Source organism: Corynebacterium sp. ZY180755, from assembly GCF_054331495.1.
The window spans coordinates 651,141-666,152 of the sequence record NZ_CM135811.1; the positions used below are offsets into that span (position 1 = coordinate 651,141).

A 15,012-nucleotide genomic window follows, 5' to 3' on the forward strand; every position below is an offset into this window, starting at 1 on the left:
ACGGCGCGAACTTGACCACGCTAACAAGACTGGTGTGTCTTACGCATGTCAGGAGAGCTTGGGCGGGTGAATTGTTGCGCCTTTGTAATCAAGTGAGGGTGATGTAAAGCGGAGCAAATTACTCCACCTGCTGGGTGTGGAAACCATTTCATCAGTCACATGTGTTTCTTTTGTCACTTAAGTTTGGGTAAGCTACGCCTGTGATTACTTTCGACAACGTCACCAAAACCTACAAAACCTCAACCAGGCCTGCGTTGGACAACATCAGCCTGTCCATTGATAAGGGCGAGTTCGTCTTCTTGATCGGCCCATCTGGCTCCGGCAAGTCCACGTTCCTACAGCTGATGATCCGCGAAACCAACGTGACCAGCGGTGACATTCACTTGTCGGATTTCCACGTGAACAAGCTCCGTGGCAAAGACATCAATCGCCTGCGCCAGCGCATCGGCTATGTCTTCCAAGACTTCCGTCTGCTGCAGCAAAAGAGCGTGTACGACAACGTGGCTTTCGCCCTCGAGGTGATTGGTACCCGCAAGGATAAGATCGCCAAGATGGTGCCAGAAACGCTGGAGATGGTGGGACTTGCAGCCAAGGCGGATCGCATGCCCGCCGAACTCTCCGGTGGCGAGCAGCAGCGCGTGGCCATCGCCCGCGCCACCGTTAACCGCCCGCTGCTTCTGCTTGCCGACGAACCCACCGGCAACCTGGATCCAGAAACCAGCAACGACATCATGAACCTCATCCGCCAGATCAACCGTGGTGGCACCACGGTGATCATGAGTACCCACAACGCGCGCACGGTCAACGACATGCGCAAGCGTGTGATCGAACTGTCGCTCGGAAAGCTCGTCCGTGATGATGCCCACGGCGTCTACGGTGAGTCCTAAGAAAGAAGGCTAAACATGAATCTCGGATACGTATTCAAACAAGCCTTCACCGGCTTGGGTCGCAATATCACCATGACCATTGCGCTGATCATCACCACCGCGATCTCTTTGGCCCTGCTGGCAACAGGCTTCCTCGTTACCAACATGACCGAAAAGACCAAGGATATCTACCTCGACCGCGTAGAGGTTATGGTGCAGCTGGACGAGGAGATCTCTGCGGGGGATAAGGACTGCACCAGTCAGCAGTGCGTGGATGTTCGCGAGAAGCTCGAGGGTGCTGACGGTATTGAATCCGTAACTTTCCGTTCTCGTGAGCAGTCCTACGAACGCTTCGTGGAAGTATTCCAAGAGTCTGATCCACTCCTCGTCCAAGAGACCTCACCTGACGCCCTGCCAGCCGCCCTGCATGTGCGCCTTGTGGACCCGCTGGACCCTAGCCCGCTTGATCCGGTGCGTGACCTCCCACAGGTCACCGACGTGGTGGATCAGGTAGACGATCTTCGCGGAGCTACTGACAACCTGGACTCTATCCGCAATGCCACGTTCCTATTTGCTGCCGTGCAGGCGCTGGCCGCGATCTTCCTGATCGCGAACATGGTGCAGATCGCGGCGTTTAATCGTCGGGACGAAATTGGCATCATGCGCATGGTGGGTGCGTCGCGTTGGTACACCCAGGTGCCATTTATCCTGGAGGCCGTCATCGCCGTGCTTGCTGGTGCCGTGCTCGCCGGCATCGCGCTGTTCGCTGGAAAGAAGTTTGTGGTGGACGATGCCCTGCGTGGACTCTATGAGTCCCAGCTGATCGCCCCGATCACGAGCCAGGACATTTGGACCGTCTTGCCGATCGTGTCTGTGGTGGGCGTCATCTTTGCCGCGATCACCGCGCAGGTAACCCTTCGCCTGTACGTGCGCAAGTAGCTTTAAAAACCACAAGAACCGCTGGCCTCCACATCATGGAGCCAGCGGTTTTTGCGCGCTACGTGTCGCTTCACGTGGCAGGGAACGGGTTGTAGTGACCGCGCCCGTCCGTGTGTTTTTCCTGCCTGGTTACGCACGGCATGCGCCGTAAATAAACAGCCGTTCAGATCACAGCTGAAAACACCAGCGCTAGACCCAGAGTTTGGCTTTCTCGTTGAAGCAGTGTCCGCACATGGCGATATAGCGTGGGTTGTCTAGTGTTTCGATCTGGATGCTGTCACCTTCCAGCGTTATCTGGTCGTCGGCGCCAATGCGCGCGTTAAACACTGCTTTGCGCCCGCAGTCGCAGATGGTCTTGATCTCCTCAATAGAGTGCGCAAGCTCCATGAGCCTAGCCGATGCGGGGAAGAGGCGAGACTGGAAGTTGGTACGAAGCCCGTAACAGATCACGGGCACTCCGCGCAGCACCAGCGTCATCAGCTGGTCAACCTGTTCAGGCGCAAGAAATTGGCATTCGTCAATGAGCACGCAGTCACACTGCTCCTGCTCCTGGATGAGCTCGCGAAGGTCGTCGGAGCCGTTCACCACTAAGGCGGGGCTAGAGATTCCAATGCGGGAGTGGATGTGGTCATCGCCTAGGGTGTCGGTGGCGGGTTTCAGGATTACCGGCTTCATCCCTCTCTCGCGATAGTTGTGGGCCACGCGCAGGATTTCAATGGACTTGCCGGAGTTCATGGTGCCGTATCGGAAATATAGTTTTGCCACGAGGAGGTAGTTTAAACCATCTCGTCTGGCTTTACGACGCCGTTCGTGACTCCGCCCCGCCAGCGCAACCCCGCTCGCGCCGCTTCTGCTAGGGGGTGTACCTCCTCTAGGATCTACTGCGGTTGTCGCCGGCTCTACAAAAGTGGCTACTATATAAGGGTTATGGCGAAGAAGAATAAGAAGAAGGTAGCGGGCAACAATCCGGTTGTTGCTACCAACCGAAAAGCAAAGCACGAGTACAACATCCTCGATACCTATGAGTGCGGTGTTGTGCTGCTGGGCACGGAGGTTAAAAGCCTGCGTGAGGGCAAGTGTTCCATCGTTGATGCCTTCGCCACCATTGATGAGGGCGAAGTGTGGCTGCGCAACCTCCATATCCCTGAATACTCCATGGGGCACTGGACTAACCACAAGCCGATGCGCAACCGCAAGCTTCTGCTACACCGCCGTGAGATTGATACCTTGATGGGCAAAGTCCGCGACGGCAATAAGACGCTGGTCCCCATGAAGCTTTACTTCAAGGATGGTCGTCTCAAGTGCGAGCTAGCGCTTGCCCAAGGTAAGCAGGCCCATGACAAGCGCCAAGCCATTAAGCGTCGCACGGAAGAACGCGAAGTGGTTAAGGAACTAGGCCGCAGAGTGAAGGGCATCTCAGCATAGAAGGAAGGCACTGGCGTTAAGCCAGTGCCTTCCTAGCGGAGAGCGCAATCCCGCCCAGCAATGTGTAATCGATTCTTCTGCAATCAACTAAACCCGGGCGGATGCAAAAGGGGCTGCTGCCAGTTAGTGTGCGGTTTCGAGCTTGGCTGCAGCGTGCAGCTTGGATGGATCCTTAGCCTTGCGTACCTGTAGCGTCCAGGAATCGCCGGTGTTTTCCGTCCAACAAGCGACACGCGCCGGGAGAACTACCGGCTTGGAAAAGTCCACCGAGTAGCGCAGGTGCCCGGAGACGCGCCCCTCTAGGAGGGTGAGCATCTTTGCGGCGGTCCACATGCCGTGCGCGATGACGCTGGGGAAACCAAAGGCCTTTGCGCCGAGCTTGCTGGTGTGCACTGGGTTCTTATCACCGGAAGCTTCGGCGTACTGGGAAATGTCGCTGGCCGTAACCTTCCACTCTGCGGTGTTAGCAACCTTTGGCTTAACAGGCTCTTCCAAGTTGGTTCCACGGGACTCTGGGCGGTCAATGGAAGAGTTCTTATCCAGGCGAGCACCCATGCCGAGGAAGCTCGACACCTGCGACCATACAATCTCCCCATTAATCTCGATCTCAGTGATCATATCGATGATCACGCCACGGCGGTGCGGGCGCAGATTGTTAGCGTAAACCTTGAGGTCAAAGGTCTCATCCGCGCCAATCTCGCGCTTTTGATCAATAACATTGGAAAGGTGGATCGCACCCATAGCGGAGTATGGGAAGTCCGGCTGCGTCATGACTCGCATCATCACTGGGAAAGCCAAGATGTAAGGATACGTCAGCGGCAGGGTAGTGGAGTTGCGGAAACCAACAGCCTGGTTGTACTTGGCGAGGTGTGCTGGATCGACCTTCACATTTTCAACAACGAAGACGCTGGTTGGGTCTTCTTTGGCCGTGCGCTTGGTCTTAACTTTATCCAGCACAACTCGCCGGAATTCCTTGGATAGATCAGGAATCGTGTCTAGTTTCTGCACCTTAAGCTCCCAACATGGACTGGCCGCATACGCGGATGACATTGCCGTTAACAGCGCCGGAGGACTCAGCAGCCAGGTATGCGACGGTCTCGGCGACGTCAACGGTCTGGCCACCCTGGTTCAGTGAACTGGAGCGGCGCCCAACCTCGCGAGGAATGGTTGGCATAGCAGCGGTCATGTCGGTCTCAATGAAGCCAGGAGCTACTGCATTGATGGTGCCGCCCCTAGCAGCAAGGGTTTCTTTCATTGCATCAACGAAGCCGACAATTCCGGCCTTGGTAGTGGCGTAGTTGGTCTGGCCACGGTTGCCTGCTAGGCCAGCGATGGAGGATACACCGATCACTGCAGCGTTATCAGAGAGGTAACCAGACTCGATAAGCCCCTCGGTGATGCGTACTGGCGCAACGAGGTTGATGTTTTGAACCATGTTCCACATCTTCTCGTCCATGTTGACCAGCAGCTTATCTCGGGTGACGCCAGCATTGTGGACCAAGATATCCACTGGCTGGTTGTACCGGGATTCAGCGTGCTTAGCAATGATCTCAGCAGCCTTCGGGTCGGTAACGTCCAGAGGAAGGGAGGTGCCCTTGGTGTCATTCGCGGTCGCAACCAAGGCCTCAGCAGCGGCAGGGATGTCTACGCAGATGACGGAAGCGCCATCGCGTGCGAGTACTTCTGCCATTGTTTTACCGATACCGCGGGCAGCACCGGTGACTACAGCAAGGCGACCAGCCAGTGGCTTCTCCCAATCGGCGGGAGCCGGAGCATTGGTAGCGGATACGCGGATGACCTGACCGTTGACGAATGCGGATTTTCCGGAGAGCAAGAATCGCAAGGTGGACTCTGCGGAGGAAGCCTGTGCGTCCGGTGCTAGGTACACCAGCTGCGCGGTGGCGCCGTGGCGGAGCTCCTTAGCCAAGGAACGGGAGAAGCCTTCAAGGGCGCGGGCCGTGATTCGCTCGGTTCCTTCTGCCAATTCGGGGGTAGTTCCAAGAACGACGATTCGTGCATTTTTTGCGATCTTCTTCATCTGTGGGTTCATCACATCGAAGAGGGTGTGAAGGTCTTCCGGTTCAGTGATTCCGGTGGCATCAAGAACGATGCCGGCTCGTGGGGTGTCAGCCTCTGCTGGCACGTACTCGAAGGCGTCTCCCAGCAGCTCCTTCAGGGTTTCTGCGTAGCGCCCCTTACCGCAGATGACCAGCGGTCCGTCCAGCAACGGCTGGCCTGGGGTGTGGCGGCGAAGCTTCTCTCCCTGAGGTACTCCAGCCTTGGCCGCGAGTGGTGAGTTGATGAGCTTTTCGAGGATATCCATGGCTTAAAGATCCTTTCAAAATTAAAATGTGATCGACATCATGTATCAACGTGATGTAGGCTACAGTATCAGTTATAAGTGATCCACGCCATATGATTTTGGATACAAAAGGAGTTTCTATGAACAGCAGACGAGTAGCGATTCTCGGCGGCAACCGAACCCCATTTGCTCGTTCCAACAAGGAATACGCAAACGCGTCCAACCAAGATCTGCTGACTGCAGCCATTGAAGGACTCGTAGCCCGACTTGGTCTTCAAGATGAAGAACTGGGCATGGTAGCGGCTGGTGCAGTACTGAAGCACTCCCGTGATTTCAACCTCACACGCGAATCAGTGCTCGGTTCCTCCCTGGCGCCAACCACTCCAGCTATCGACGTACAGCAGGCTTGTGGCACCGGCTTAGCGGCCTGCATCCTCGTTGCGGACGGCATTGCGGCTGGCCGTTACGATGTTGGTCTCGGTGGTGGAACGGACACCGTCTCTGATGCGCCGCTAGCCGTAGGTGACCAGCTTCGCCGCACTCTCCTCAAGCTTGCTGCAGCGCGCACCACTGGTGACCGCATCAAGCTCGCTGGCAGCATTCGTCCTAGCCAGCTTGTTCCTGAGCAGCCAGCTAATTCCGAGCCACGCACGGGCAAGTCCATGGGTGAGCACGCGGCAATTACTGCGCGCGAGTATGGCATTAGCCGCGAGGCGCAGGATGAATTGGCAGTCGCATCGCACAAGAATCTCGCGGCAGCATACGATGCAGGTTTCTTTGAGGACCTTGTCACCCCGTTCATGGGCGTTACCCGCGATACCAACCTTCGTCCAGACGCATCCATGGAATCCATGGCCAAGCTCAAGCCAGTGTTTGGTAAGCAGGACGCTATTGAACATGGTGCCGCGGCAACCATGACCGCTGGTAACTCCACCCCGCTGACCGACGGCGCATCCGTTGCTCTTCTGTCCTCTGAGGAGTGGGCAGCCGCACACAACATCGAGCCGCTTGCTTACTTAGTCGACTCCGAGACGGCGGCGGTGGACTACCTCCACGGCGAGGATGGTCTGCTCATGGCCCCAACTCATGCGATTCCAAAGCTTCTTGAGCGTAACGGTCTGAGCTTGCAGGACTTTGATTTCTACGAAATCCACGAGGCCTTCGCTTCTCAGGTACTGGCAACCCTTGCCAGCCTTGAGCAGCAGGGGCTGGGTGAAATTGACCGCAACAAGCTCAACGTGAAGGGTTCCTCCCTCGCAGCCGGACACCCATTCGCTGGTACTGGCGCACGCATCCTCGCAACCGCGGCAAAGACTTTGGCAGAAAACGGCGGCGGACGCACTCTCATCTCCATCTGCGCAGCAGGTGGCCAGGGCATCGTCGCAATCATCGAACGCTAAACAACAAGAAAAGGAACAAGAAAATGGCACCAGAAGCACGTGCACCACAGACCCTCCCAACCGAGCCACAGCATCAGGTTGCTGCAGATCTGCAGAAGATCCTCGACGGACAGTTCGGCGTCCTCCGTGAGGAAATTCGTAACCTGATTGATGACGAGCGTTTCCTTCCAAAGCGTGAAGGTACTCTCGACGAGCAGCGTGATGCGCTGATCCCAGTTCTGAAGGAATTCGCTGAGGGCGGATTCTCCTACGATTCCTTCTCCCAAGCGAACGGTGGTTCAGGTAAGACGGACCGTGCAATCATCGGCCTTGAGACCCTTGCTCACGCTGACCTGTCAGCCATGGTTAAGTCTGGCGTTCAGTGGGGCCTGTGGGGTGGCGCGATTGATAACCTCGGCACCGAGCGTCACAAGAAGTACGTTAAGCCAACCATGGATCTTGAACTGCTGGGCATCTACGCTATGACCGAGATCGGTCACGGCTCGAACGTACAGCAGCTCGAAACCACCGCCACCTATGACCCTGAGACCCAGGAATTCATCATTAACAGCCCTAGCCCTTCTGCAAAGAAGTGCTACCTGGGTAACGCTGCCCGCCACGGCACCATCGCTGCCGTATTCGCGCAGCTTTACACCCCAGGCGTGGAGGAGTCTCACGGCGTTCACTGCCTCGTAGTTCCAGTTCGTGACGAGGACGGCAACCCGCTGCCAGGCGTCACCATTGGAGATCACGGCAGCAAGGGCGGCCTGCTGGGCGTAGACAACGGCACCCTGATGTTTGATAACGTTCGCATTCCGCGTGAGAACCTACTCAACCGTTTTGGTGACGTTTCAGAGGACGGCGTTTACTCCTCCCCAATTGATTCCAAGAACCGTCGCTTCTTCACCATGCTGTCCACCCTGATCCGCGGCCGCATTGCCGTAGCAGGTGCTGCTTCCTCTGCCACCCGCTCCAGCTTGGATATCGCAGTGTCCTACGCAACCCGTCGTCGCCAGTTCTCTCCAGGTGGCAATCTCCCTGAGAAGCGCCTGATCGATCACCGCTCCCACCGCCTGCGCCTGCTGGTACCACTCGCTAAGACTTACGCTTTGATGCTCCTGCAGAACCAAGTCACCGCGAAGCTCTACGATCAGCAGCGTTCCATCGCTGAAGGTGTTTTGGACCTTTCCAACCCAACTGAGGAACAGCTCATCGCTTCCCGCGAGCTGGAGTCTTGGGCAGCTGGTCTGAAGGTAATCTCCACCCAGCACGCAACCAGGACCATCCAAGAATGCCGCGAGGCATGTGGCGGTGCGGGCTACATGAGTGAGAATCTCCTGACCACCTTCAAGGCTGACTCTGATGTATTCACCACCTTCGAGGGCGACAACACGGTTCTCATCCAGATGGTGGGCAAGGAGATGCTGACCGCCTACGCGCGTGACATGGGTGACCTGTCCGCAATGGACTTGGTGAAGTATGGGATAAATGAGGTTGGTGACCTCATCCGTCGCCGTTCCGGACTGAGCAATACCGTGAAGACTGCGCTGGATAGCGTCCGAAACAAGGAAGACAACTCTATCTTCGACACTGGTTACCAGGTCACCCTGCTGGAGGAACGCTCCCAGGCCATCCTGAAGTCCCTTGCTCAGCGTATGCAGAAGGCACGCAAGGCTGAGCTGCAGGAAGCAGTACAGATCGTCGACAAGGCGCAGGACCACCTGATCGCGGCGGGCTACGCGCGGATGAATTCCCTCGCGCTGCAGGCGCTGGTTGAGGCTGAGGACAAGCTGCCTAAGGATTCACCAGCTAAGGGAGTACTTGAGCAGATCCGCCACCTCTACGCCCTGTCCACCATTGTCGAGCACGCTGCTTGGTACCAGGAGCACGGCATGTTGCCAGGTTCCCGCATCCGCGTTGCACGTGCTGCGGTCCGTGACCTCGTTGACTCCCTTGGCCCATGGGCTGAGGTACTGGTAGAGGCATTCGCTATCCCGAACGCTGTTCGCAACGTGCCAATGCTTTCCCAGGAAGGTGTAGACGAGCCACGCTACTAAAGACTTGGGTGCCAACTGGGTTCGGCATCCAATAACACGATCTATGTTGCGGTAGATCGAACGGCCACACCTCGGTGTGGCCGTTTTTAACGTAACGCCCACTCGAGGGCGGTTCAGACGTGAGAGTAGATTTGTAAGAGTAAACAAAACGGTTGGAGGGGTCCCATGCAGCCAGGCGTGTGGTCAGAGGTAGGAAAGCTTCATGAAGTAATGGTGTGCAGGCCGGGCCTTGCTCACGAAAGGCTCACGCCTGCTAACTGCAAGGATCTCTTGTTCGATGACGTGCTCTGGGTTGATGAGGCCATCCGTCACCATGAGGAGTTTGTCTCTGAACTCACCGCCTGGGGAGTAAAGGTGGTAGACCTGCATGATCTTCTGGCAGAAACCCTCGCGGTCCCGGAGGGGCGTGACTTCATCCTCAACCGCAAACACTTGGCCAAGAATACTGGTGTGGGTGTGGGGCGCGAACTGCGCGCATGGTTCGATGATCTCCCCAATGAGCGCGTCGCTGAGCTCATGATCGGTGGTGTGGCCATGAGCGAGATTCCTGCGCGGGGCGGGGTGATTGACATGCTTCGCGACGTCTTCCCGCCGCAGCACTTCGCGCTGCGCCCTCTGCCCAACACCCAATTCGCCCGCGACACGTCCTCATGGATTTATGGTGGTGTGTCCATGAACCCCATGCGCCTGCCCGCGCGACACCAAGAAACGCACCTATTGCGTGGCATTTACACGTTCCATCCTCGCTTTGCCAGTGCTGATTTTGAGGTCTGGTACGGTGACACGGACGATGATCCAGCCCTCGCCGCGCTGGAGGGCGGTGACATCATGCCGGTGGGCAACGGCGTGGTTTTGATGGGAATGGGGGAGCGCTCAACGTGGCAGGGAATTAGCAGGCTCGCGGAAGTCCTATTTGCTAAGGAAGCGGTGCGCGAAATTATCGTGGCTGACATGCCACCGGAGCGCGCCTCCATGCACTTGGACACAGTGTTTACCTTCATGGACGTAGACAAAGTGACTGCCTATCCACCGGTGATGAACGCCATCCGGCCAATTATCCTGAGGCCTTCTGACAAGCTATTCGATATTAGGGTAGGCAAGAATTTCATTGATGAGGTCGGTCGCGCTTTAGGCTGTGAGCTTCAGGTAGTAGAGACCGGCGGAGATGTCTACACCCAAGAACGCGAACAATGGGACGATGCTAACAACGTGGTTGCTATCGAACCTGGCGTAGTTGTGGCCTACGACCGCAACAAACATACCAACGCTAAGATCCGCGAGGCCGGTGTTGAAGTCATCGAGATCGGCTCTGCCGAGTTGGGGCGCGGTCGTGGCGGCGGGCACTGCATGACCTGCCCAATTGTGCGAGAAAGCGTGGACTAGCGGGCGAAGCCTAGACGAGTAGCTTAGTTCCGATAGATGAACTCACGGTCGCGGGAATTTCCCACGACGAACTGGTACTCGCCCGCCTTGCTAAAACCGAAGCGCTGGTAGAAGCGCTGGGCGCCGTAATTCTCGCTCCACACTCCGAGCCAGGTGGTGCGATCACCAATCCAGTCCATGGCGGTGTGCATGAGCCTGTGCCCATCACCGGAGTTCTGGTGTTCTTTCTTTACGTACAAGCGTTTTATCTCGCGGTCTTCTGGGGTGACGTCCTCGTGGGGGAGGGAGCACGGACCAGCAAGGATGTAGCCAATAAGCTCATCATCGTGCTCGAGTACCCAAATGGCGTGGTAAGGATCCTCCAGCATTCTCGCGTAAGCATCCGCCGTGTATGTGGTGGTGAGGAAGTACTCGAGATCCTCTGGTGGGTAAAGGTAGCCGAAAGTCTCTGTAAAAGTGTGTGCGGATAGTGACGCTAAAGCGTCTGCGTCCTCGAGAGTGGCGGGGCGGATAGTCATGATCTAACAGTACCCAACCTACTTCACCCGTTGCCGGCGCGATCACAAGACTAGTTTCGCTGGAAACTTAGAAAAGACAGTCACCAGCAGCCTATGTCCCCCTGCGGTTTCACAACCGGACTGCGCCAGTAGTCGTTGAAGCCTTGTGCATAATCCAACGTGGTGGCAGCCAGAACTCTACTGCGTAGCGTGCTGGATGATCAGGGATTGGGAGATCGGTTCTTTCCGGTACCTAAAGCGAAATCTCCAGATATTTCGCTTCGAGCACACAGACGATCAAGCGTTCACATCAAGCCATTCTGTGCACACTTACGGGCCTATAAACCTACTTTTATCGTGACATTAGAAAAGGAGCCTGAACAGTCAAGTGCTGTTCAGGCTCCTTGTGGTGGAGCCGCCGGGAATTGAACCCGGGTCCTACGTCACCTTGCCAGGGCTTCTCCGTGCGCAGTTCGCACATGGATCTCTACTTGGCCCTCCAGCTAGGACGAACACATCTGGATGATAGGCCCAGTCACCAGTTAGGGTCCCCACAGAACCTCGTGACCCATTCTGTGGGCAAGTCACTTAAACGACGCCAGGATCCGGATCAGTGACATACCCGGTCTGACGGACACGCAGGTCGCTGGCTTTTCTTATTAAGCAGCGAGGGCGTAGTCGCGCTGAGTGTTCTCTGCGCTTATAAAGTTGCAACGACGCTCACGGTGGTCGTAGCCTGCACCGGCACGCTTCCCCCGGCTTAATGCACGCAGTCGAAACCAAAATCGACCCCATGCTGCTTGGAAGCAGTATCACCACTTTACAACCGAGTACTTGAGAAGTCTATTCCCACACGGTGAGTCTCGCTGGGGTAACTGTGGCATGTCCAGTTGGTTACAAAGTGGGGGACTTAGCTCGAAGATAGGTTTGCTGCTGGTTAGACTTTTTAATGTGGTTGAGTTCTTAGCTAATCAGCAGATTCTCTTACTGTTCCTCCTCGTGGGAGTCGGCATGCTTGTCGGGCATGTCAAGATCAAGGGCGTCAGCTTGGGCGCCGCGGCGGTGCTGTTTGTCTCCATTGCAGTGTCGGCTCTTGCTGCGGCGAAGGATACTCAGCTACTGATTAGTTCGGAAATTGGGCATCTAGGGTTGGCTATTTTCGCGTTTGCGATTGGAACGATTTCCGGGCCCTCTTTTTTCCGGAACCTGAAAACGTCGCTCGCGCCGATCGTGGCGATGGTCGTGTTGTTCGTTGTAGTTGCCGGCGTGGGTTATGGCCTTGGCGTGGCTGCTTTTGGCATGGACATTGCCACGGTGGCGGGCGTGTTTGCGGGCGCAACCACTAATACCCCAGCGTTGTCGGCGGCGGGGGAGTCAAGCGGTGACATGGGTGCAGCCACCGTGGGGTATTCCATTGCCTACATCTTTGGCGTGGTGGGAATGATGGCAGCGGTGTTGCTTGCGCTGCGGGTGGGGCGGGGTGATCCTGACGCCCCAAGCGTGGTGACGCACGTAACCATTCGCGTGGATAGGGTGGACCGGCCCCGCGAATCGACGATTCACAATCTCATTGACGGTGATGTGCGTATTTCTCGCCTCCGCCGGGGCGAGCAGGGGCCCATCTGGATTCCGGTGCCGGAGGACCGCTTCGAAAAAGGTGACTTGGTTAACGTCGCGGGTACTCGGGAGTCAATTGAGCGTGCAGTTGAATTACTGGGGCACGTGTCTTCGCATTCCCTGCGTCGTGACCGGCATTTTTTGGACTTTAGGCGCATCACGGTCTCAGATCCCAAGGTAGCTGGCCATAGCGTAGCGCAGCTCAATGAAGACTTGTGGGCCAAGTACGGCGCACTCATCACGCGTGTACGTCGAGGCGACATTGACCAGGTGGCCTTCCCCGAAACATTTGTTGAAATGGGCGATCGTGTGCGCGTGGTGGCGGATACTAACCGCATGAAGGAGATTACTAGGTACTTGGGTGACTCCTCCCGTGGTCTGACGGACTTGAACCCCGTGATCTTGGGCTTAGGCTTGGCTGTGGGTATTGCCACTGGTGAGGTTCTGGGCATTGGCGCAGCCGCGGGCACGCTCATTGTGGGTCTTGTTCTGGGCAAGATTGGTCGCGTGGGTCCGGTAACCACTACCTTGCCTCATTCCTCGGCGCAGGTCCTCAGCGAGGCTGGGTTGCTCATGTTCCTAGTTCAGGCGGGCACTAACGCTGGCGGGCAGATCGCCTCTGCCTTCACGGGTGGTACGTGGCTGCAGATCATTGCGCTCGGCGCAGTGATGACGTCGCTGCTAGCGGTGGGGCTGTTCGTGATCATGCGGATGATGGGCATGGGAGGAACCAAACTCTCTGGTGTGATCGGTGGCGCTCAAACTCAGCCGGCACTGCTGGCGTTCGCGAACAATCGCACTGAGACTGATCCGCGTGTGGCGCTTGGGTATGCGCTGGTGTATCCGGTGGCCATGGTGGCCAAGATCCTCATTGCGCAACTACTCGGAAGTCTGTAGTTATTTTCAATAAAGGCGGGGTAGGGGTAGTAAAAACGCGCTGTGGGCGACCGTTCATTTTCAATTGAAAAACATTATCTTTAAGGCGTATGGTTTCCCCGTGCGTCTTATTTTGTTGCTCATTGCGTTATTGGGTACCGCTGTCGCAGCGCTTCTTGTAGGGCCAGTGGGTTTCAACTCACTCGTGGTCACAGAGATCCGCTTGCCGCGAGTGCTCATGTGTGCCCTCGTGGGCGGTGCTCTCGCAGTAGCGGGTGCGGCCATGCAGGCTGTGTTCAGTAATCCGTTGGCTGAGCCCGGCATCACGGGCGTAGGTGCGGGTGCGGCCACCTTCGCTGTACTGGCGATCATCATGGGGTGGACGGCCATCATGCCAGTGGGTGCTTTCCTTGGCGCTCTACTGGCCACGTTTGTGGTTCAAGCTGCGGGTAGGTCAGTGTCTTCCATCCTGCTGGTGGGTGTTGCCCTGAACTCGTTTCTCGGAGCAGTCATCGCCGCCATGGTGGCCAATGCCCCCAACGCGGAGCAGGCGCGTTCAGCCATGTTCTGGCTCAATGGCGATTTGACCGGCAGGACCATGGATGACGTCACCCTCGTGCTGGCGCCCATCCTGATCGGCGTGGCGGGCGTAGTGGTGTTCTATCGAGAACTCAACATGTTAAGCCTGGGCGGGGACACCGCGCAGTCCTCAGGTGTTGCGGTGAAGAAGGTCTCGCACGTGGTGTTGGCTTTCGGTGCGCTCGCTACTGCTGGCGCCGTGGCCACCTGCGGTGTGATCTCCTTCGTGGGCCTCGTGGTTCCGCACCTTATCCGCCTCGTCGCCGGAGCAAATCACAAATTCCTGTTGCCCGCCAGCTTTCTTGTGGGTGGCACGTTTTTGACTGTCGCCGATACCTGTGCGCGCATGATGTTCGACCCCATCACCTTGCAAACCGGCGTGGTCACAGCGCTTGTGGGCGCACCGTTCTTGCTGTTTTTGGTGATGAGGAGGGCTCATGTTTAAACCCGGTAATATCTACGGACTCATTGGGCCCAACGGGGCAGGCAAGACAACGTGGCTCAAGAAGATCATGCGCGATGCGCCAGGTAACGCGAAGAAGAAGGCGCGCGCCATGGCCTATCTGGAACAGACCGTCACCGCCACTGAGTTCACAGGGCGTGAGGTGGTAGAGATGGGCCGCTATGCGCGGATGTCGCGTTTTGGCACGTTGACCGCCCAAGATCATGCGGCAGTGGAGGAGGCGCTGACTATAACCGGCGCCAACGCCTGGTGTGAGAGGCCAACCGCCCAGACTAGTGGTGGTGAACGACAGCTCACCGGACTGGCACGGGTGCTTGCCCAAGATTCTCCAATGATGCTGCTGGACGAGCCCTTATCTGCCCTTGACTTGGCGCACGAAATGGCAGTGCTCAACACGCTGCGGCAGTGGATCACACCCGAGCGCACCGTGGTGATGGTCATCCATGACCTCACTCTCGCGGCCAGATTCTGCCACGAGCTGGTGCTTCTCAAGGATGCCGGGATCCTGGCCCAAGGTCCCCCGGATGTCGTCCTCACGCCTCAGAACATCAAGCAGGCCTACGGAGTCGATGTAGACGTGCACACCTCATCCGTTACCAACACACTCACCGTTGTTCCCCTATAGGAGA

General features: G+C 57.0%; 13 protein-coding genes and 1 other RNA gene. 9 read left to right on the forward strand and 5 right to left on the reverse strand.

The window, feature by feature from the left end; genetic code table 11:
• Positions 1 to 200 precede the first annotated feature (200 nt).
• Together ftsE and ftsX are read left to right on the forward strand one after the other, a co-directional pair.
• The gene (ftsE, locus tag ACXM2N_RS02985; protein ID WP_458489872.1) at positions 201 to 887 is read left to right on the forward strand and encodes a cell division ATP-binding protein FtsE; all 687 of its coding nucleotides are present in this window, start codon (positions 201 to 203) and stop codon (positions 885 to 887) included.
• A gap of 15 nt (positions 888 to 902) precedes the next feature.
• Positions 903 to 1,805, forward strand: coding sequence for a permease-like cell division protein FtsX (gene ftsX, locus ACXM2N_RS02990; RefSeq protein WP_458489874.1), 903 nt, complete (start codon positions 903 to 905; stop codon positions 1,803 to 1,805).
• Positions 1,806 to 1,994: 189 nt separating this feature from the next.
• Here ftsX and ACXM2N_RS02995 read toward each other — a convergent pair whose 3' ends face one another.
• Positions 1,995 to 2,570, reverse strand: coding sequence for a thymidine kinase (locus ACXM2N_RS02995; RefSeq protein WP_458489876.1), 576 nt, complete (start codon positions 2,568 to 2,570; stop codon positions 1,995 to 1,997).
• A 162-nt stretch (positions 2,571 to 2,732) separates the two neighbouring features.
• On the opposite strand from ACXM2N_RS02995, the gene smpB reads away from it, so the two are divergent.
• Entirely contained in the window at positions 2,733 to 3,230 is a 498-nt protein-coding gene (gene smpB, locus ACXM2N_RS03000) for an SsrA-binding protein SmpB (RefSeq protein ID WP_458489878.1), read from the forward strand.
• 123 nt (positions 3,231 to 3,353) lie between these two features.
• On the opposite strand, the gene ACXM2N_RS03005 is transcribed toward smpB, so the two are convergent.
• Together ACXM2N_RS03005 and ACXM2N_RS03010 are read right to left on the reverse strand one after the other, a co-directional pair.
• Positions 3,354 to 4,238 carry a MaoC family dehydratase gene (locus tag ACXM2N_RS03005; RefSeq protein ID WP_458489880.1) on the reverse strand — a complete coding sequence of 295 codons (885 nt, stop codon included), beginning with the start codon at positions 4,236 to 4,238 and terminating at the stop codon, positions 3,354 to 3,356.
• Position 4,239: 1 nt separating this feature from the next.
• Positions 4,240 to 5,553 (reverse strand): 3-oxoacyl-ACP reductase, encoded by a 1,314-nt coding sequence (locus tag ACXM2N_RS03010; RefSeq protein ID WP_458489882.1) that lies wholly within the window; start codon positions 5,551 to 5,553, stop codon positions 4,240 to 4,242.
• 119 nt (positions 5,554 to 5,672) lie between these two features.
• Between ACXM2N_RS03010 and ACXM2N_RS03015 the strand changes: the two genes are divergently transcribed.
• The 3 genes from ACXM2N_RS03015 (at position 5,673) to ACXM2N_RS03025 (ending at position 10,351) form a co-directional block, all read left to right on the forward strand.
• Positions 5,673 to 6,932 carry an acetyl-CoA C-acetyltransferase gene (locus ACXM2N_RS03015; protein ID WP_458489883.1) on the forward strand — a complete coding sequence of 420 codons (1,260 nt, stop codon included), beginning with the start codon at positions 5,673 to 5,675 and terminating at the stop codon, positions 6,930 to 6,932.
• A 23-nt stretch (positions 6,933 to 6,955) separates the two neighbouring features.
• A complete protein-coding gene (locus tag ACXM2N_RS03020; RefSeq protein WP_458489885.1) occupies positions 6,956 to 8,968 on the forward strand; it encodes an acyl-CoA dehydrogenase family protein in 2,013 nt (670 codons plus the stop codon).
• A 165-nt stretch (positions 8,969 to 9,133) separates the two neighbouring features.
• Positions 9,134 to 10,351 (forward strand): arginine deiminase, encoded by a 1,218-nt coding sequence (locus ACXM2N_RS03025; protein ID WP_458489887.1) that lies wholly within the window; start codon positions 9,134 to 9,136, stop codon positions 10,349 to 10,351.
• 23 nt (positions 10,352 to 10,374) lie between these two features.
• Here ACXM2N_RS03025 and ACXM2N_RS03030 read toward each other — a convergent pair whose 3' ends face one another.
• Positions 10,375 to 10,869 carry an N-acetyltransferase family protein gene (locus ACXM2N_RS03030; protein WP_458489889.1) on the reverse strand — a complete coding sequence of 165 codons (495 nt, stop codon included), beginning with the start codon at positions 10,867 to 10,869 and terminating at the stop codon, positions 10,375 to 10,377.
• A gap of 386 nt (positions 10,870 to 11,255) precedes the next feature.
• Positions 11,256 to 11,641: a transfer-messenger RNA gene (gene ssrA, locus ACXM2N_RS03035) on the reverse strand.
• A 158-nt stretch (positions 11,642 to 11,799) separates the two neighbouring features.
• On the opposite strand from ssrA, the gene ACXM2N_RS03040 reads away from it, so the two are divergent.
• From ACXM2N_RS03040 to ACXM2N_RS03050, 3 genes are all read left to right on the forward strand, one after another.
• The gene (locus ACXM2N_RS03040) at positions 11,800 to 13,362 is read left to right on the forward strand and encodes an aspartate:alanine exchanger family transporter (RefSeq protein ID WP_458489891.1); all 1,563 of its coding nucleotides are present in this window, start codon (positions 11,800 to 11,802) and stop codon (positions 13,360 to 13,362) included.
• A 100-nt stretch (positions 13,363 to 13,462) separates the two neighbouring features.
• Entirely contained in the window at positions 13,463 to 14,365 is a 903-nt protein-coding gene (locus tag ACXM2N_RS03045; protein WP_458489893.1) for a FecCD family ABC transporter permease, read from the forward strand.
• Positions 14,358 to 15,008, forward strand: a complete 651-nt coding sequence (locus ACXM2N_RS03050) for an ABC transporter ATP-binding protein (protein WP_458489895.1) — start codon at positions 14,358 to 14,360, stop codon at positions 15,006 to 15,008. Before ACXM2N_RS03045 ends, ACXM2N_RS03050 begins: the two co-directional genes overlap by 8 nt.
• The last annotated feature ends 4 nt before the right edge of the window (positions 15,009 to 15,012 follow it).